16 protein-coding genes are annotated in these 18,101 nt (G+C 66.6%); 4 read left to right on the top strand and 12 right to left on the bottom strand.

The features are described from left to right. Positions 1 to 7: 7 nt before the first annotated feature. The 5 genes from ACYQR9_RS01180 to ACYQR9_RS01160 form a co-directional block, all read right to left on the bottom strand. The gene (locus ACYQR9_RS01180) at positions 8 to 1,165 is read right to left on the bottom strand and encodes an acyl-CoA dehydrogenase family protein (protein ID WP_461228413.1); all 1,158 of its coding nucleotides are present in this window, start codon (positions 1,163 to 1,165) and stop codon (positions 8 to 10) included. Positions 1,166 to 1,387: 222 nt separating this feature from the next. Further along, entirely contained in the window at positions 1,388 to 1,660 is a 273-nt protein-coding gene (locus ACYQR9_RS01175) for a hypothetical protein (RefSeq protein ID WP_461228412.1), read from the bottom strand. Positions 1,661 to 1,761: 101 nt separating this feature from the next. Then, positions 1,762 to 2,859, bottom strand: coding sequence for a bifunctional DNA-binding transcriptional regulator/O6-methylguanine-DNA methyltransferase Ada (ada, locus tag ACYQR9_RS01170; protein ID WP_461229699.1), 1,098 nt, complete (start codon positions 2,857 to 2,859; stop codon positions 1,762 to 1,764). Positions 2,860 to 2,993: 134 nt separating this feature from the next. After that, complete coding sequence (locus tag ACYQR9_RS01165; RefSeq protein ID WP_461228411.1) at positions 2,994 to 4,556, bottom strand: PepSY-associated TM helix domain-containing protein; 1,563 nt, start codon at positions 4,554 to 4,556, stop codon at positions 2,994 to 2,996. Between the two features lie 71 nt (positions 4,557 to 4,627). After that, positions 4,628 to 6,928 (bottom strand): TonB-dependent siderophore receptor, encoded by a 2,301-nt coding sequence (locus ACYQR9_RS01160; RefSeq protein ID WP_461228410.1) that lies wholly within the window; start codon positions 6,926 to 6,928, stop codon positions 4,628 to 4,630. Positions 6,929 to 7,438: 510 nt separating this feature from the next. On the opposite strand from ACYQR9_RS01160, the gene oxlT reads away from it, so the two are divergent. After that, entirely contained in the window at positions 7,439 to 8,746 is a 1,308-nt protein-coding gene (oxlT, locus tag ACYQR9_RS01155; protein ID WP_461228409.1) for an oxalate/formate MFS antiporter, read from the top strand. Between the two features lie 90 nt (positions 8,747 to 8,836). Then, positions 8,837 to 9,022, top strand: a complete 186-nt coding sequence (locus ACYQR9_RS01150; protein WP_056434567.1) for a hypothetical protein — start codon at positions 8,837 to 8,839, stop codon at positions 9,020 to 9,022. 78 nt (positions 9,023 to 9,100) lie between these two features. On the opposite strand, the gene ACYQR9_RS01145 is transcribed toward ACYQR9_RS01150, so the two are convergent. From ACYQR9_RS01145 to ACYQR9_RS01115, 7 genes are all read right to left on the bottom strand, one after another. Continuing rightward, entirely contained in the window at positions 9,101 to 10,774 is a 1,674-nt protein-coding gene (locus ACYQR9_RS01145) for a methyl-accepting chemotaxis protein (protein ID WP_461228408.1), read from the bottom strand. A gap of 372 nt (positions 10,775 to 11,146) precedes the next feature. Next, positions 11,147 to 11,971: a 3-methyl-2-oxobutanoate hydroxymethyltransferase gene (gene panB / locus ACYQR9_RS01140; RefSeq protein WP_461228407.1), complete on the bottom strand. Its 825-nt coding sequence runs from the start codon at positions 11,969 to 11,971 to the stop codon at positions 11,147 to 11,149. A 342-nt stretch (positions 11,972 to 12,313) separates the two neighbouring features. Next, a complete protein-coding gene (locus tag ACYQR9_RS01135) occupies positions 12,314 to 13,033 on the bottom strand; it encodes a cytochrome c biogenesis CcdA family protein (protein WP_461228406.1) in 720 nt (239 codons plus the stop codon). An 84-nt stretch (positions 13,034 to 13,117) separates the two neighbouring features. Further along, the gene (locus tag ACYQR9_RS01130; RefSeq protein ID WP_461228405.1) at positions 13,118 to 13,498 is read right to left on the bottom strand and encodes a thioredoxin family protein; all 381 of its coding nucleotides are present in this window, start codon (positions 13,496 to 13,498) and stop codon (positions 13,118 to 13,120) included. A gap of 266 nt (positions 13,499 to 13,764) precedes the next feature. Continuing rightward, complete coding sequence (locus tag ACYQR9_RS01125; RefSeq protein WP_461229698.1) at positions 13,765 to 14,370, bottom strand: rhodanese-like domain-containing protein; 606 nt, start codon at positions 14,368 to 14,370, stop codon at positions 13,765 to 13,767. A gap of 8 nt (positions 14,371 to 14,378) precedes the next feature. After that, the gene (locus tag ACYQR9_RS01120; protein WP_461228404.1) at positions 14,379 to 15,224 is read right to left on the bottom strand and encodes a quinoprotein dehydrogenase-associated SoxYZ-like carrier; all 846 of its coding nucleotides are present in this window, start codon (positions 15,222 to 15,224) and stop codon (positions 14,379 to 14,381) included. Positions 15,225 to 15,259: 35 nt separating this feature from the next. Then, on the bottom strand, positions 15,260 to 16,207 hold the full coding sequence (locus tag ACYQR9_RS01115; RefSeq protein WP_461228403.1) for a quinoprotein relay system zinc metallohydrolase 2: 948 nt from the start codon (positions 16,205 to 16,207) through the stop codon (positions 15,260 to 15,262). A 189-nt stretch (positions 16,208 to 16,396) separates the two neighbouring features. Between ACYQR9_RS01115 and ACYQR9_RS01110 the strand changes: the two genes are divergently transcribed. Next, positions 16,397 to 16,972, top strand: coding sequence for a TetR/AcrR family transcriptional regulator (locus ACYQR9_RS01110; protein WP_461228402.1), 576 nt, complete (start codon positions 16,397 to 16,399; stop codon positions 16,970 to 16,972). Between the two features lie 90 nt (positions 16,973 to 17,062). Continuing rightward, entirely contained in the window at positions 17,063 to 18,049 is a 987-nt protein-coding gene (locus ACYQR9_RS01105; protein WP_056434552.1) for a CobW family GTP-binding protein, read from the top strand. The last annotated feature ends 52 nt before the right edge of the window (positions 18,050 to 18,101 follow it).

Here is an 18,101-nt window from a genome sequence, read left to right as displayed (position 1 = left end):
GAAGGGGTCAGAGGCCGAGGGCGGCGCGACCGGCGGCGATGCGGACCGCGTCTTTCTGCGGCCAGTGGATGCGCCCACACAGGACGTCGCGCAGGTGCCGCTCCAGCGGGTTCGCCCGCGACAGGCCGGGATTACCGGCGAGTTCGACGGCGCGCTGCACCAGCTGGATCGCGTTCTCGGTGACGGTGGTCTTGAGGAAGCCGGATTCGGCGACCGAGGGGCAGGCGCCTCCGTCGACATCCGCGGCGAAGCTCCGGATCAGGCGGGCATTCACGGCGAGCAGTCGCTCGTTCTCGCCGATGGCCTCCTGGAAACGCGGCAAGGTCGCGAGGCTCTGGCCGAGGCTTCCGGGCTTGCGGTTTTTCGCGAAGGCAATGAACCAGGCCTGGGCCGAGCGCGCGACGCCGTCATAGAGGGCGGAGAGCATCGCCGTGCTCCAGGCCTGCTGCTGGAGATCCGGCTTGCGCCAGCCCTCGGGCGGCCGAAGGTCCACCGCATGGTCGGCGGGCACCGCCACATCCTCGAAGATCACGTCGTGGCTGCCGCTGGCGCGCAGGCCGAGATGGTCCCAGGTCTCCTCGATCCGCACGCCATCGGAGGCCATCGGCACCAGGATGTTGCCGATGCGCGGCTCCGCCTCATCGGTGCGGACGAAGACGAGGCCATGGGTGAGGGCCGGGCTGCCGGTGGAATAGATTTTTCGGCCGCTGATCAACCATCCGGTGGAGGTCGCCCGAGCCACCGTCTCCGGCATGCCGCCCCTCGAGGGGGTTCCGAGTTCGGGCTCGACCCGCAGGGCGTTGATGAGCGCGCCGTCCTTCACCGCCGCGCGGCCGAGCCCATCGGCGATCGCCAGGGGCCAGCTTTCGTCCGGCGAGGCCGCGCGCGCATGGATCAGCCCATGCTGGAGAAAGTGCATGGTGAGCACCAAGGCGGTGGAGGGCTCGCCTCGCGCCAGGGTGCCGATCACCATCGCGGCCTGCCCGAGACCGGCGCCGGCGCCGCCCAGCCTGCGCGGCACGGTCAGCCCCGGCAGGCCGGCATTCCGGCAATCGGCGATGTTGTCATGCGCGAATCGACCGGCGCGGTCGTGACCGTCGGCCCGTTCGGCGAAAAGCCGGGCGAGCCCATCGGCGGTGTCGCGCAGAGGCGGGGAGAGGATCATTCGGAAAAGACAGGATTCTTCGGACGCGTCGGATCGCCGGGCTCACGGAATACGCCGCGAAAACCCCTCACCAAGTGCCGCAATGGTCCTGCCGAAACCCCGCCCTGTCAACGGGAACGTTCTTTTTTAAGGACGAAGGATCGGAGAAGGCTCTTGCCGTTCATCCGTCCCGATAGCGAAAGTCCTTTCCCGTTGGCTCAAAACAGAGGGGGAATGCGAATCTCACCCCCGGTCGGCCTTCATCCGTCCGGCGCTCGTTCGGGTCGGTTCGTTCGACAAAACAAACGTTTCTGCGGCTCGGCGCGGCGGCTCGATCTCATCGCGATCGTAGAGGTCGGGGCTGGCGGCGGAGGCGAACTTGGCGAATTCCCAGCCGTCGATCCAATCCAGTCGGTCGGTGGAATCCTCGGCGCCCGGGGCGTGATCGATGGTCTGGCCCTGCCCGTAGGCTTCGAAACCCATCCAGTAGAAATCCGGCGTCTCGGCGGTCGTCACGGCATTCTCCCTCTCCGGGACGGTCATGCCATGGGACGGGCCGCGCCACATCCTCCGGATGGGGTAGCGCGGTGATTGGTATCGGTCGGGCGTATCGAGATTCAGACGACAACGCCCTCGCGGGCGAGCAGGGCGCGCTTGCGTGCGACGCCCCAGCGGTAGCCGGAGAGCGACCCGTCCGAACGGACCACCCGGTGGCAGGGAATCGCCACGGCGATGGAATTCGCACCGCAGGCCAGCGCCACCGCACGGCTCGCCGCCGGAGCGCCGATGGCGCGGGCGATCTCCGCATAGGTCGCGGTGGTGCCGATGGGGATCTTGCGCAGGGCGTCCCAGACCCGCTGCTGGAAGGCGGTGCCGCCGATATCGAGCGGCAGGCCGAGATCGCGCGCGGGCGTCGCGACGAACCCCACCACTTGGGCCATCCAGGCCTCGAAAGCCGCGTCGCCACCCAGCAGGTCGGCCTTCGGAAACCGATCCTGCAAGTCGCGGGATAGTTGGTCGGGATCGTCTCCGAGCAGGATGGCGCAGATTCCCTTGACTGTCGCCGCCACCAGGATGGCGCCGAGGGCGCATTGGCCGATCCCGAACCGGATCGCGACGCCTTCGCCGCCCCGGCGGTAGGTCTCGGGCGCCATGCCGAGGCGGTTCGTCGCCTCCGCGTAGAAGCGACTGGGTGAGGCGTATCCGGCCTCATAGATCGCCTGCGTGACCGACGCTGCCCGGCTCAAGCCCGAGGCGAGAGCCTCCGCGCGTCGCGCCGCTGCGTAGGATTTCGGCGTCACGCCGGTGACCGTCTTGAACACCCGGTGGAAATGGAACGTGCTGAGACCAGCGGACTTCGCCAGTGCCCCGAGGTCGGGCAGGGTTTCGGATTCGTCGATGAGGCGGCAGGCGCGGGCGACCGCCTCCGCCCGGCGCGCGGCGAGGCTGGGCGCGTTGGGGAGGCAGCGCTTGCAGGCGCGAAAGCCGGCTGCTTCCGCCTCGGCGCAGGTGGCGTGAAAGCTCACGTTCTCGGGTCGCGGCGCGCGCGCTGCGCAGCTCGGCCGGCAATAGATCCCAGTGGTGCGCACCGCATAGACGAAGCTGCCATCGGCGGCCGCGTCGCGGGAGGCGAGGGCGGCCCATCTCGCAGCGTCGCCGCCTTCGAGGCGGCATCCTGCAGGATCGGCGATAGATGGGACGTCCGGGCGGGGCATCGGTTCGGGGGCGGACACGGCGTCGATCTCCTGATCGGGCGACGACGGCGCGGGCCGCCGCTTCAGGCCATCATACTGGCGCCGAGGCTCGCCGGCCGCATCCCGGTTCTTGCTCCCGCTTTCGTCTCCTTGGTTCAGGCCGTCCTCGGCGCGCCGACGGGGGCGGCTTTCGCACGCTTGCGCGTCTGGAAATGCGCGACCTTGTGGGCGACCAGCGCAAACAGCCCTGCGAGAGCCACCATGGCGGCATCGAACCAGAGGAAGCCCGGATCGTGCCGCAGCAGGGCGCTCGGCGACGGCGCGGCGGCGGCCAGGAGGTCCGCCAGCGCCACGGCGAGGAACAGGATCGCGGTGACGACGGCCATCTCCCGCCAGGCGGCGCGGTGAGGCCGGAACAGCGGAACCACGCTCATGACGATCCAGGCGCCGAAAAAGGCCCGGACCTCCCAGTCGAGGCGGCCCTCAAGGCCGGGAGGGAGCACGCGGTTGGTGAGGAAATACACCGCGATCGCCGCCGGCAGGCCGATGACGGTACCGATATTGAGGGCCTGCACCACGCGAAGGCCGAGAGACGGGGCCTCGCCGGGTTTCGGCAGCCGGGCGACGGACCACAGGATCAGCCCACTCGCCACCATGACGCATCCCATCAGGCCGCAGAGGAAGAACAGGATGCGCAGAGCCGGCCCGGCGAAATGAGCCTCGTGCAGGCCGACCATGGTGGTGAAGGTCTTGGCCGCCGGCTTCAGCCCGCCCTGCAGGATCTCGACGATCTCGCCGGTGGTGCCGTCGAAGGCGATCTGCGGATGCTGGTGGGCGAGTCCGTGCGGCTCCTCGAAGATCGCGATCACCGTGGATCGGGCATCGCCCGGATTGACGATGGACAGGCGCTCCAGCGGCTCGTGGATCGTCGCCACGGCGCGGGCGACCATCGGCCCGATCGGGGCCAGGGTTCCGGGCTGGCCGAGGGGCGGGCGCTGGGCCGTGATCTGGGCGGTCTCGGCGTAGAAGCGCGTCGCATCGCCGTTATACGCGGCAGTGACGCCCCAGGGCATGTAGATCATCGCCAGGGTGACGATGCCCGTATAGGTGATCATCAGGTGGTAGGGCAGCGCCAGCACGCCGGTGACGTTGTGCGCGTCGAGCCAGCCGCGCTGGGCCGACTTGTCCCGGCGCAAGGTGAAGAAATCGGCGAAGATCCGGCGATGGGTGATGATGCCGCTGATGAGCGCCACCAGCATCACCATCGCGCAGATGCCGACGATCCAGCGCCCCCAGAGCGGCGGCATGTGCAGCTCGAAATGGAAACGGTAGAGGAAGTCGCCGCCCCTGGTCTTCCGGAAGGTCGCCGGCTCCCCCGTCTGCCCGTCGAGCTGGACGATGTTCGGGGGCGTGCCCGGCTTCGTCCGCCAGAACAGGTCGATGATCGGCCGGTCCGGCTGCGGCAGGCCGATGGACCAGGACCGCGCGCCCGCGGCATGGTCCTGGAGATGGGCGAGCCCGATCTCCGCCGCGCGGGCGAGGTCGGGGACCGGCTCGGCCCGCGCCGCCTGCCTCAGCTCCGGCTGCATCCAGGCCGTGATGTCGGTGCGATAATAGCTCGCCGTTCCGGTGACGAAGACGGCGAACAGCACCCAGCCGACCACGAGGCCGGACCAGGTGTGCAACCAGGCCATGGATTGGCGAAGGCCGTTCTTCATGCCGCATATCCTTCTGGCATGTCGTTCTCAAGCGGTCTCGGTCGAGGCACCGACGGGCGCGCGGCCATTCTCTACCAGCGATACCGGAGCGTCGCGAGCACGGTGCGCGGTGCGCCGTACCAGCACCAGGCCTGGAAGGCGCAGGATTGCACGTAGGTCTCGTCGAGGAGGTTCTGGGCGTTGACCTGCAACTGCATGCCCTTCAGGCTCGGCGACAGGTAGCTGAAGTCGTAGGACGCGACGGCATCCACGACGAGGTTCGCTGGCACCTTGAAGCTGTTGGCGGCGTCGCCCTGCGAGCCGCCGAGATAGCGGAACCCGCCGCCGAAGCCGAGGCCGGCGAACATGCCCGTGCGGACCTGATAGTTGCCGAACAGGGAGATCGTGGTGTCCGGCACCTGGATCGGGCGCAGGCCGACGAGGCCCACGGTCTGGCGGGTCGTCTCGTTCAGCGTCGTGCCGGTGCCGGCGGAGTTGATGGCGTCAATGAGGGAGAAGCCGCCGACGACGGTGAGGTTCTCGGTGACGTTGGCCCGTGCTTCGAACTCGACGCCCTGAACGCTGACCTCGCCGTTCTGAATTGAGAAGCGCGGACCGTTGGCGATATCGGGAGACAGCGAGTTCTGGCGCTTGATGTCGAAGGCCGCCGCCGTGAGCAGGATGTCCGTGCCGGGAGGCTGGTATTTCACGCCGGCCTCGAACTGCCGGCTGGTGATGGGATCGGGCAGGCGGCCGAAGCTCGGGTCGCCGGTGAAGATCTGCCCGGAAAATTGCGGCTCGAACGCTTCCGAATAGCTGACATAGGGAGCGATGCCGCTGTCGAAGAGATAGAGCAGGCTCGCCCGGCCCGTGAAGGCTTCGCTCGGCGCGTCCTGATCGCTGACGAGCTGACCCGCCATGTCCCGGGTCGGGCCGCTCTGTCTCACCCAATCGTAGCGTCCGCCGAGGGTCAGGGTCAGGCGGTCGACCTTGACCTGATCCTGGAAGTAGATCCCGGTCTGGTGGGAGGTGATGTCGGAATAACCCGAGAAGGCCGGGAAAGAGATATTGGTCAGTCCGTAGACCGGGTTGAGCACGTCGAGGCTCTGGGGGACTGTCGGGAACGGTGTGCTGAACGTCTTCGTATAAAGCGTCTGGTGGTCGAGCCCGACGAGGACGGTATGGGCGAGCGGGCCGGTCTGGAAATCGGCCACGATGTTGTTGTCGTTGGTAAAGGCGTCGATGGCCACGTTGGTGCCGCCGATGGCCCGATTGAGGAATCGGCCACCCCAGGCGAGGTTGTTCGTGGTGGCGTCGTAGAGGCTGCGGTAATCGCCGAGGGTGCGCAGGAAGCGCCCCGACGAGTGGACGCGGATGCCCTCGTCGAAACGGTGATCGAAGATGTAGGTCGCGGAAGCCTGTGTCCGGTCGGAGCGCTCGATATTCGGGTCGCCGTCATAGAAGTTGCGCGGCAGGCGGCCGAGCGGTCCGTTGGCGACACCGAAATTCGACGGGAACAGCGTCCCCTTGGCGGGCAGGGCGCCGTAATAGCCGGAATAGGGATCGCGCTGGTACAGGCCGATGACCGTCAGCGAGGTGTCGGCGGACGGACGCCACGTCACGCTTGGGTTGATGAAGCTGCGCTCGATGGAGGTGGTCTTGGCCGGGCCATCGGCGTTCCAGCCCGCCGCGATGATGCGGTAGGCGAACTGGTCGGCCAGCACGCCGTGGCCCTCGATCGGGCCGCCGACATCGACGCCGCCGCGCACGGTGTTGTAATCCCCGCCCTGGATGAAGATTTCGCCGTGGCGGACGAAGGACGGAACTTTGCTAACGAGGTTGACGATGCCGCCCGGGCCCGATTGCCCGTAGAGGACCGAGGCCGGTCCCTTGATGATGTCGACGCGCTCCAGCCGGAACGGATCGACGGACGGGCCAGCGTCACGGCTGCTCGGCAGGCGCATGCCGTCGAGGAAGAGGGGAGCCGTGAAGCCGCGGATCAGGAACTGTTCGAGGCGGGTCGAGCCGGAGCCGCCGCGCTGCTCGGTGGTGACGCTCGGCGTGTAGCGCAGAGCCTGGTTGACGGTGAGAGCGTTCTGATCCTCGATCTGCTTTCGAGAGATGACAGAAATCGACTGGGCCGTTTCAAGAATAGGCGTATCCGTCTTGGTGCCGACGACGCTTCGCGTGGCAGTATAGCCGCGCACTGGACCGACGGGACCGCCGGCATCCGCGCCGGATGCGCTCGGACGTCCCGCGACACCATCGACCGACAAGGTATCGAGGGTCACCGCGTGGTCCGCGCCCTGCGCCATGACTGGTTTCGACAGTACAGCCAGTACCGCCACGCTCGATAGCAGGGCAAGGATGATTGGCGCGCGAACGGACGACATCGCAGAATGGCCGCGATAATTGAGCGAGGGCTGATGCACAGCGAAACCCGATTTGCCAGGATTTGACGAATTAGAAGCGTTGCAAAGAAAGACTGCTCTCTAATTCGTGTTGTGAAATCATCTGGCAAAGAAGCTATTCTGCATGCAAGTGCTATCTTCTAGAACTGTTTTAGATAAAAACTCCGATTTTATAATAGGTTACTCCTTCGCGGACGGCGTCGGCAGACGATTTTACCCTTCGCGATGGCGCTTGGCGTGAATCTCGCCCGCCCGCGCGGCGCAGTCCCGCAATGGAAGCATGGCCGTTCTGCCCTCCATTCTGGTGTGGATCGCGAGCGTGGCGAGGCGATCGACCCGCCCCGTGGTGGTCCCACCCGCACACAGACTAGCCATCGGGCCATGCGTACGAACGAGCAGGAATTTTAATCCGTGGTATATTGTATGCCTTGAATTTTGATGCATGATGGAGGGGGGATTCCACGGCACACCCAAACAAGAATGGATTCAGGGATGGAACGACAGGACGCACCATCCGCCAAATGGCGACAACTCGCCTTCGGCGTTCTCTGCATGGCGATGATCGCCAACCTGCAATATGGCTGGACGCTCTTCGTCGATCCCATCGACGCCAAGTTCCACTGGGGCCGCGCGGCGATCCAGTTCGCCTTCACGATCTTCGTCGCCACGGAGACATGGCTGGTGCCGGTGGAAGCCTGGTTCGTCGATCGCTACGGCCCGCGCATCGTGGTCTGTTTCGGTGGGGTGATGATCGCGCTGGCCTGGCTCATCAACTCCCAGGCCTCGTCGCTGTGGATGCTGTACGGCGCGGCGGTGATCGGCGGCATCGGGGCCGGGTCGGTCTACGGCACCTGCGTCGGCAACGCCCTGAAATGGTTTCCACATCGGCGCGGCCTCGCGGCCGGTGCCACGGCGGCCGGTTTCGGCGCGGGCGCCGCGGTGACGGTGGTGCCGATCGCCAAGATGATCGCCAGCAGCGGCTACCAGGACGCCTTCCTGTATTTCGGCCTCGGCCAGGGCGCCATCGTGGTCCTGCTGTCGTTCCTGTTGCGCAAGCCGTCCGTCGCCGTGCCGATCCAGCGCAAGAGCCTGCGCCTGCCGCAGACCAGGGTCGACCGCACGCCGCGCGAGGTGGTGCGCACCCCCGTCTTCTGGGTGATGTACGCCATCTTCGTGATGGTGGCCTCGGGCGGCCTGATGGCGGCGGCGCAGATCGCGCCCATCGCCCATGACTTCCGAGTCGCCGACGTGCCCGTCAGCCTGTTCGGCCTGCAGATGGCGGCGCTGACCTTCGCCATCTCGCTGGACCGGATCTTCGACGGGTTCGGGCGTCCGTTCTTCGGTTTCGTCTCGGATACGATCGGGCGCGAGAACACGATGTTCATCGCCTTCGCGACGGCGGCGGCGGCGATCGTCCTGCTCCTGAGCTACGGCACCAACCCGCTGGTCTTCGTGTTCTCGACGGCGATCTATTTCGGTGTCTTCGGTGAGATCTACTCGCTCTTCCCGGCCACCTGCGGCGACACGTTCGGCTCCACCTTCGCCACCACCAATGCCGGCCTGCTCTACACCGCCAAGGGGACGGCCTCGTTCCTCGTGCCGGTGGCGAGCGTCATCTCGGCAACCTACGGCTGGTCGGCGGTGTTCTCGATCATCATCGGGCTGAACGTGGCGGCAGCGGCGATGGCGATGTTCGTGCTCCGGCCGATACGGGCGCGCTACCTCGCGCAAGGCCCGGCGCTGGCTTCGGACACGATCGAAGAATCCGGCCCCGCCCGCCTCGCGCGGACACCGGTCTGATCCGTCCGGATCGCGTCACCGGTCCGGCCTCAGAAGACCCGGCCTCCTCGGGGAGGGGGCGGGAATACCCCCGCCCCCTCGAGGATCGTCATGCACCTTCCCGCCATCCTGGCGCTCCAGACCGTTCCCTTCGCTGGCCTGATACTGGCCGGCAAAGAGGACAAGGACCTGTTCACGGTCGTCTACATCGCGGCCCTCGGGCTCATCCTGGCCCTCGACTTCCTGCTCGGCGGCACGTTCGAGATCGCCACGGCCTTCGGAGGCGGGGTCCGCTAGGGACACCCGCGCCCGGCCTCTCTCGGGAACGCCGCTCCCGAGTGGATGGGCGATGGTCCGCGTCCGATTCCCATCGGGTCAGGCGGCGCGGATGGTCGAGAGGAAGCGAGAGACCTCCGCGCCGAGATGCTCGGACTGGCGCGACAGTTCGGAGGCGGCGGACAGGACCTGTCCGGCTGCCATCCCGGTTTCCTCCGAGGCCTGCGCCACACCGGCGATATTGCCGGTCACCTCGTTGGTGCCTGCCGATGCCTGGGCGACGTTGCGGACGATCTCCTGCGTCGCCGCGCCCTGCTGCTCCACCGCAGCGGCGATCGAGGCCGCCATGTCGTCGATCTCGCGGATCCGCCCGGTGATTCCGCCGATCGCCATCACGGCCTGAGCGGTGACGGCCTGCACCTCGCCGATCTGGCGGCCGATCTCTTCGGTCGCCTTGGCGGTCTGGGCGGCGAGGGCCTTCACCTCGCTCGCCACCACCGCGAAGCCCCGCCCCGCCACGCCGGCGCGCGCCGCCTCGATCGTGGCATTGAGCGCCAGCAGGTTGGTCTGGCTGGCGATGGTCGAGATCATGCCCACCATGTCGCCGATCCGGGCCGACGTGGTTTGCAGGGCCTGGACCAGATGCACGGTCTGGTCGGCCTCGCCCACGGCCGATTGAGCGAGCATGGCCGAGCCGGACACCTGGCGACCGATCTCCTGCACCGACGAGCCCAATTCCTCGGCGGCTGCCGCGACCGTGTTGACGTTGGTGGCAGCCTCCTCGGCGGCGGCCGCGACGGTGGAGGACTGAGCCGCCGTCTCGTGGGCGCTGGCAGTCATCTGCTGGGCAGTGGCCTGGAGTTCGGTGGCCGATGAGGACACGGTCCCGACGATACCGCCGACGGCACGCTCGAAGCCGTCCGCCAGCTCGATCATCGTGCGCTTGCGCTCGGCCGCCGCAGCCTCGTCGGCCCGACGCTTGATCTCGAATTCCTCGGCGGCCTTGCGGGCGACCATGGCCTTGATGCCCTCGACGGCCTTGCCGACGGCGCCGATCTCGTCACCGCGGGCGGCTTCCTTGATCTCCGCATCGATCTCACCCCGGGCCATGCGCTGGAGAACGCCGACGAGGTTGCCGAGCGGGCGGGTGACCTGCGCGATGATCGTGTAGACGCCGTAGGCAACGGTGAGCGCGGCGAGACCGAGCGCGGCCAGCAAGGTGAGCCGCGTCCAACCGGACGTCGCCTCGGAGCGCCGGTATTCCGCCTCCGCCTCGCGCACCTGCAGCGTGGCCAGTTTCGTCAGCATCGGGTTGGTGGCCTGCAAGCCTTTCAGCAAGTCCGCATGCGTCGTCTCGAATTCCGAACCGTCCCCGGCAGCGATGCGCTTGAGGATCTCGGCCATGACGACGCCGTTTCCGTCGATCCGCCCCTGCAGGTCCTTGGCGAGGGTGTCCTCTTCCGGTGTCAGGTAGGTCGCCAGATAGGCCGACCATTGCGTGGTGATGTTCGAAAGGTCGCGCTCGATCTTCTCCCTGGCCTGGGCCGGCTCGATCTGCCGGCCGCGCAACGCGCGCGAGACGTTGGTCAGGTCGTCATAGGAATCCCGGATGACGATGAATTGCCGGAGGGGGATGACACGATCATCGAAGGTGGTTTTGAGGCTTTGGCTGCTCCAATGCAGTGCAAGGTTAGCAATGCCTGAAGTTGCGAGGAGAAGCAGGCCGATACAAGCCAGAAGTGCTACAAGCCTCAGCTTGATCGTCATCTTCATCAGTAATGCTTTCAAACTATGCAGATGAGATGTCGCGAATCCATAAATGGGTCCACGTCCCATCATTCAAGACGCTTAATCTTTATGCAAAGTGCTTATAATCTTCTAAGAACTACCGTTCAGGCGACGAACAATTAGTCTTCTGCGTCAATTTGGCGTCACGGAAAAACAGCGTCGGCACAGCCTGACGCCGTCTCCTTTCGAGCATGCGACAGCGGGGATCGAAGAGGACCGTCACGATACCGATCGAGGACCTGAACGACGCCTTTCGGGCGCCGCTCAAGCCGCGGTGGTCAACGGGTTCGGCGCGACATCGGCCCCGCTCGCGGGCGCTCGGCAACGGGCGAGCCCCAGGCGGCGCACCGGTCTCGCTCAGATGGGCTGGTAGGTATGCTCGTCCGCCGGGAAACGGCCGGCGCGGACTTCTTCCGCATAGGCTTCCACCGCGCCCTCGATCTGCCCGCGCAGGGAGCCGAAGCGCTTCACGAATTTCGGCACCCGGTCGCTCAAGCCGAGCATGTCTTCGAGGACGAGGATCTGGCCGTCGCAGGCGGTGGAGGCGCCGATGCCGATGGTCACCGTGGTGATGGAGGGGTTCGTGGCGATGGCGCGGGCCACCGGCTCGACGATGCCTTCGAGCACGATGGCGAAGGCTCCCGCATCGCTGATCGCCTGGGCGTCCTGCATCAGCTTGCGCTCGCCCTCCTCGCCGCGTCCCTGCACGCGGAACCCGCCCATCGTGTTCACGGATTGCGGGGTGAGGCCGATATGGCCCATCACCGGAATGCCCCGCTCCACGAGAAAAGCGACGGTCTCGGCGAAACGCGCGCCGCCTTCCATCTTGATCGCGCCGGCGCCGGTCTCCTTCAGCACGCGAGCGGCGCTCATGAAGGCCTGCTGCGGGCTCGCCTCGTAGGAGCCGAACGGCATGTCCACGACGATGAGGGCCCTGGAGGTGCCGCGGATCACGGCCTGCGCCTGGACGATCATCATCTCCAGGGTCACCGGCAGGGTCGTCTCCATCCCGTGCATGACCATGCCGAGGGAATCGCCCACCAGGATGAAGTCGCAATGAGGGTCGAGGATGCTGGCGGTATGGGCGTGGTAGGCCGTCAGCGCGATGATCTTGGCGCCTTCGGCCTTGCGCTTGGCGAGGTCCACGGCACGGATGCGGCGTGACTCAACGACTTGCGACATCGATCTCAACCCGGTTTCGCCGGCGGCGCGAAGGCCGGAGGCATGTCGGGGATGTCTATACGCTCGGCATGCTGAAATCACCCGTCGTGATGACGGTCTTCGACGCTTGTAGGGTAAAGAACTGGAGCGGCTGACCGATATCCTGCTGACGATATGGCGATGGCGTCGCCTGTCGTCGCAACCCTTGCCGGGCGTTTCCTCCCTAGACGTCGGGCCGTCTCCGGTGCCTTTATTCTGCCACAACCGGAGCCTTGTCAACGGGCTACTTCGTTTCATAAGCCCCTGACGTTGCTGATTTCGTCGGCTTTCTTCGCCGCTCAGCTCAGTGTCGCTTGGTATACCTTAAAAACGGGTGGTCAGAGCTGTCAGCCAGTCCGGCGAGGCCGAGACGAGAGCCGTCTCGAGACGCTTGTCGAGCCCGGTCAGAATCGCTGATCCAGTGAGGACGAGAACGATTCCGAGCGCTGCTTTGAGGCCCGCGCCGGCCCGCATCATCCGCGACCGCCACGCCATCAGCACCCGGCGCGACAGCAGGCCGAGGCCGAGCAGGGGCAGGGCCGCGCCGAGGCCGAAGACCAGCATGGTGAGGGCGACCTCGGCGAGATCCTTCCCCTGCGCGGCGAGGAGGGAGGCGGCACCCAGGGTCGGCCCCACGCAAGGGCTCCACACTGCGCCGAGCAGAAGACCGACGGTGAACTGGCCCGCGAGGCCGGTGGTCGCGATCCCGCCGAAGCGTCGCTCCAGCCGGTCGCTCAGGGGTCCGCCCGCGGCGGCGAGACGGACCTGCAAGGCGGGCACGATGAGGACGATTCCGACGAGAACGAGCAGGAGCGCCGCCGCCGGGCGGAGCACGTCGCCGTCGATACCGAGGCTGAACCCAACGGTCGCCACGAACAGGCCGAGCGCCACGAAGGACAGGGCGAGCCCAGCCGCCAGGGCCGCCGGCCCCAAACGATGCTCGGAGGCCGCGGCCCCCAAAACGATGGGAAGTAGCGGCAGCACGCAGGGAGAGAGAATCGTGAGCAGGCCGGCGAGGAAGGCGAGGCCCAGGGACGTATTCATGTGAGGGACGTATTCATAGAAGGGACGCATTCATGGAAGGGACGTATGCATGACAGGGATGCCCGCTGGATTCCCGGCGCCGCTCTAAAGGGCCTTCTCCACCAGGGATTCGATCCATTCGCCCTGCGTCTCGCCCACGGAGCGACCGACCTCCTCGCGTCCCTTGAAGACGATGAGCGTGCTCTGCATGCGCGCATCGAACCGGCGCATCAGTGCCTTCTGCGTGTCGAAGTCGATCTCGTAGATCGCCAGATCCTTGAAACGCGGCTGTTCGGAGAGAGCCTTCAGGAGAGGCCGCTGCGCCTTGCAGATCGGGCACCAGGGGGCGGTCACCTCCACGACGATCGGCCGGCCGGCACCTTGAGCGGCTGCGAAGGCCGCCTCGTCGAACGGTTCGGCGGCGAGGGTCTCGCCGGCGATGGCGAGAAGGGCCGTCGTGAAGAGGAGGGCGCGACGGCTGATCATCGGGAATGTCTCGACAGTGAGGTGTAGGCGGCTTGAAGCCGGCCGCGTCACCGAGGCTGGTTACGTCGGTAACTGCTGCTCTATCGCTGGGCCGAGACCCGAATTGGGGTTCATGTCACCTGACCCATGGAAACGTACAAACTGGCTTTGATACCCAAGTCGTCATTCCGGGCTCGCCTTCGGCGCCCCGGAATGACGGTGTGCCCTGTCCATCGTCATGCCGAACCCCTTGACCCGAGTTCGGGCGCTGCCTCGCCGGCGGGCGACTATCTCTGTGCCTCGCCGGCGGGCTTGGCGGCCCAGGCGGCATCGACCTTCAGGATCGTGGTGTCGTGCCTGTCCTGCCAGCCCTCGACCCCGTCGGCGAACCAGTAGACGCGGGTATAGCCGTTCTGGAGCAGGCGCTTGCCGGCATTCCAGCTGCCCCAGCATTCGGGATGGCAGAAGGTGACCACCGGTTTCGTCTTGTCGCCGCCGGTGAGGTCGGCGACGCGGGCGAGGAACTGCGCCTCCCGCGCCGGGGCCATCGGCGCCGCGCCCGCGCCCGGCATCCAGACGCTGCCGGGAATCGAGCGGTGGGCGGGCAGCCAGGGCCGGTCGGTGGGAAAGCCCACCGGCTTCTGGTCGGCCATGGCCACATCGATCATCACCGGTTTCTCGGCGGCGACCAGCCTGTCCAGGGCGTCGATATCGACCACTGTCGCCCCCGTCAGGGTCTTGGGGGTGTAGGCCTTCGGCGGCCCGGTCCAGAAGCCTTCGGGCTCCGGCACGTTCACGGGTGAATCGGCGGGGCTCGCCGCCCAGGCCGGGGCGCCCGACAGGACGGCAAGGGCGATGGAGGCGGCTCCGAACAGTCGGATCATGCGCGGCATCCTCATCGTCAGTTGCTCGGGGTCGGCGTGTTGAAGCTGTGTTCCCAGCGGCTCTGCTGGTTGTCCGTGGCCACCACCTTGATCGGACCCTTGGCGTCGGGCGCGAGGGCGAAATTGATCACCGGGTTCGACGCGATGGAGATGTCGCCGTTCATGGAGAAGACGAGCTTGCCGTTCGAGGAGACGTCGAGCTTGTTGATGTAGCGGGCCGGCGTGTAATCGCGGGTGATCTGGTTCATCTGCATCCCGCTGAAATTCGGGTGACGGACCATCAGCGTCGCCTCCGTCGGCTTGCCCTGGCCGCCCTCGGCGAACTTCATCTTCATGTCGCCGGCCCCCTTCAGGGCCTCCTCGTCGCTCATCCCCATGGGGGCGGAACAGCCGCCCGAGGCTTTGACGAACTTCACGGCCTCGTAGAGCTTGCCGTCCTTGGTTTCGGCCACGGCATGGACGTTGGTGTAGTTGTTGATCCGCACCCGGAGCTTCACCTCGCTCGGGTCGGCGGCGGGGCCGAAGGTGATGTGGGCGGCATAGGGCGAGGGATTGTCGTCGATGATGAGATGAACGGCGGCGATCCTGTCCTTCTCCGGCATCATCAGGGTGATCGGCACCAGGGAGGCGTCGAGGGCGCGCGGCGGGGCGTCGACCTTGATGAGCGCATCGGTCGGTTCGATCGTGCGGTCGCCGAAGATGGATTTGGAGATGTCCCGCCAGCGCTCCAGCCGCTCCGCATCGGTGTCGCTGGAGCCGGCGGCGAGGGCGGAGCCGCCCATCAGCATGGCGGCGGACAGGCACAGGGCGGCGGTGAAGGACCGTTTGGTCGCGGAGATCGGTGTCGGCGCGTAGGTGGTCATGGCGTCTCTCCTCGTCGTGATGATGTGGCGCTGGCTCATTCCCACTCAAGCTCCTTGTAGGCCTGAGTGACGTTGCGGCCGTTATAGGTGTCGAACAGGACCCATTTCTCGCGCTCCGACTGGCCGATACTGTCGATCGCCTTGTCGATGGGTTGATCGGCGGCGATGGCCTTGCGGGTCTCGTCGCGGAGCACCGTGAGGTAGCGCGTCAGGTCGGCGAAGGCGGGCGCGGCATCGACCAGGGTCGGGCCATGGCCGGGCACGGCCTTCGTCGCACCCAGTCCGGTCAGTGTCTCGACCTCCTTCAGCCAGCCGAGCAGGCTGCCGTCGAGGGACGGGACCCGGGTGACGAACAGGAGATCGGCCGGGAACAGGATGCCCGTCCGGGTATCGACCATGGAGAGGTCGCAATTGGTATGGGCGGTGCCGTGGGCGGTGAAGCGCAAGCTCCGTCCGCCGAGGTCGATCTCGGCCGTGTCGGCCACCTCCATCGTCGGGTACACCACCAATCCGGCCTTGTCGGCCCCGAGGATTTCCACAAGGCGCGTCCTGTAGAAGTCGCCGCGCGAATCGAGGGCGGACCGCAGGGCGTGGTGGCCGATGAAGACCGGCCTGTCCTGCGCGAAGGCCTGCGCGCCGAAGCAATGGTCGGGATGGACATGGGTCAGCACCACGTGGCTGACCGGCTTCGACGTGCGTTTCCCGATCTCGGCGCGCAGCCATTTCCCATCGGCGAGGCTGCCGCCCGACTCCGTCACGAGCACGGATTTTTCGCCTACGATGAAGCCGATATTGGCGATGGCGTCGCCGTTCTCGGGTGTCGCCTCGGCATCGAGGCCGCGCCGCATGAAGATGCCCGGCCCGACTTCGTCCATCGGGAAGGATTCCGCCGCCCGGCCGAGGCTCGGCAGGCAGCACAGGCACAGCCCGCCGAACAGAGCGGCGCGGCGCGTGGCCAAGCTCCGCAGAGGCTGCGGGTTCATGGCATATCCTGCGAGGATCGCCCGGCGAAGCGACCTTTCATGAATTATCCTCCCATTTTTATGGCTACCATCTAGTAGGTAGATTTTTGCTGCCGTCAACGGCATAAGTGCTGACGCGCGGAGTTGCGCATCACGCCTTCGTGCCTCCCTCCCCGGTTTCGCGAAGCCCCCGACCATGATCGACCGACCATGAGAGACACCAGAGCGGAGCTGCTGGCCCAGGCCGAGATCCTGGTACGGGGCCGGGGCTATTCCGGTTTCAGCTACGGCGACCTCGCCGAGGCGGTGAGCATCCGCAAGGCGAGCATCCATCACCATTTCCGCACGAAGACCGACCTCGCCCTCGCTCTGGTGGAGGCCTACGACGCCCGCTACGACGCGGCGCTCGCCGCCATCGTCGCGGCCCAGCCGGACGCGATCGCGCGGATCGAGGCGTATGGCCGGCACTATCTCACCGGGGTCGAGGATGGGCTCGGCTGTCTCTGCGCCGTGCTCGCCATCGAGAGGGACACGCTGCCGGACGCGCTGCGCGCCGAGCTCGCCCGGTTCTTCGACAAGCACATCGCCTGGCTGGAGCGGGTTCTGGCCGAGGGGTGTGCCGACGGGAGCCTGCGCCCCGGTCTCGATCCGGCCGCCACGGCCCGGATGGTGGTGGCGACCCTGGAGGGCGCGCTCATGCTGGAGCGGCTGCTCGCCGGATCGGCCGGCTTCCGCCTCACCCTGGCGGCGTTGTGCGAGAGTCTCAAGCCAGCTCGGACGGGGTGAGGAAACGCCCTTTCATCGCAGGGCGATGATACAATATAACAGGCGCCACACAGCCAACGCGGCCGATTACGCGAACCTGAAGAGCCTTGCATGTCCGACAGCCCGACACCCGCCTCCTCGAAGATCCCCGTGACCGTGCTCACCGGCTATCTCGGAGCCGGCAAGACCACGCTGCTCAACCGCATCCTCACCGAGAACCACGGCAAGCGCTACGCCGTCATCGTCAACGAATTCGGCGAAATCGGCATCGACAACGACCTCGTCATCGGCGCCGACGAGGAAGTGTTCGAGATGAACAACGGCTGCGTCTGCTGCACCGTGCGCGGCGACCTCATCCGCATCATGGACGGGCTGGTGAAGCGGCGCGGCAAGTTCGACGCGATCATCGTGGAGACAACCGGCCTCGCCGACCCGGCGCCCGTGGCCCAGACCTTCTTCATCGACGAGGATGTCGGCGCCGCCGCCCGCCTCGACGCGGTGGTGACGGTGGCCGACGCCAAGTGGCTGGCCGACCGCCTCAAGGACGCGCCCGAGGCCAAGAACCAGATCGCCTTCGCGGATGTGATCCTGCTCAACAAGGCGGACCTCGTGGAGCCCGCCGATCTCGACCGCGTCGAGGGCCTGATCCGCTCCATCAACCCCTATGCCAAGGTCCACCGCACCAGCCGCTGCGACGTCGCCCTCGATCAGGTGCTGGACCGCAACGCCTTCGACCTCTCGCGCATCCTCGATATCGAGCCCGACTTCCTCGAAGAGGGCCACCACCATCACCATGACGACGAGATGCAGTCCGTCTCCGCCAGGATCGACGGCCCGGTGGACCCGGAGAAGTTCATGCCCTGGATCTCGACCCTGACCCAGGTCCAGGGGCCGGACATCCTGCGCTGCAAGGGCATCGTGGCCTTCCCGAACGAGCCTCAGCGCTTCGTTTTCCAGGGGGTCCACCAGATCCTCGACGGCGACCTCCAGGGGCCGTGGAAAGAGGACGAGGCCCGCGTCTCCCGCGTCGTCTTCATCGGCCGCAAGCTCGACCCTGAGGCGATCCGCGAAGGATTTTACGACTGCAAAGCGGCCTGACGGGCTTTGTCCGGAATCGAACCGATCGGGGGCGGGCGCATTGTCCGCCTGT

Source organism: Methylobacterium sp. CM6241 (genome assembly GCF_054817845.1).
This window is presented reverse-complemented; position numbering and strand designations above follow the sequence as displayed.